Below are 804 nucleotides of genomic sequence, written 5' to 3' on the forward strand. Positions count from 1 at the left end.
ATCGACATCGCGGCGCCGGGGGCACCCTCCGGCCTGGCCCTGGCCTCGGGCTCCGACAGCGGGGCGAGCGCCAGCGACCGCATCACCAATGTGGTGGCCCCGACGGTCACCGGCACGGCGGAAGCCAACAGCGTCGTCACTCTGTATGACGGCACCAGCGTCGTTGGCAGCGGCACGGCGAACGGCAGCGGCGTGTGGTCGATCACCAGCGCCACCCTGGGCAGCGGCGGGCACACGCTGACCGCGACCGCGGTGGACGTGGCCGGCAACAGCTCCACCGCCTCCACCGCGCTGGCGGTCACCATCGACAGCACGATTGCGGCACCGACGGACCTGACGCTGGCGTCTGGGTCGGACAGCGGATCGAGCAGCGCCGACGGCATCACCAAGGTCACCGCTCCGACCGTTGCCGGCGTCGCCGAAGCCAATTCGGTCGTCACCCTCTACGACAACGGCACCGCCGTCGGCAGCGGCACGGCCACCGCCAACGGAAGCTGGAGCATCACCAGCGCCACGCTGGGCAATGGTGGGCACACCCTGACCGCCACCGCGGTGGATGTGGCCGGCAACAGCTCCACCGCCTCCACCGGGCTGGCGGTCACCATCGACAGCACGATCGTGGCGCCGACCGGTTTGGCCTTGGCGTCGGGCTCCGACAGCGGGGTGAGCGCCAGCGACCGCATCACCAACGTCGTTGCACCCACGGTCACCGGCACGGCGGAAGCCAACAGCGTCGTCACCCTGTATGACGGCACCAGCGTCGTCGGCAGCGGCACGGCGAACGGCAGCGGCGTGTGGTCGATC

At 71.0% G+C, this 804-nt stretch carries 1 protein-coding gene; it reads left to right on the forward strand.

What is annotated here, in order from left to right; all coding sequences use genetic code 11:
* Positions 1 to 804: Ig-like domain-containing protein (locus tag TSO352_RS06710; protein WP_247871933.1), on the forward strand; the 804-nt coding region annotated here is incomplete at both ends.

This window comes from Azospirillum sp. TSO35-2, assembly GCF_003116095.1.
Taxonomy (GTDB): domain Bacteria; phylum Pseudomonadota; class Alphaproteobacteria; order Azospirillales; family Azospirillaceae; genus Azospirillum.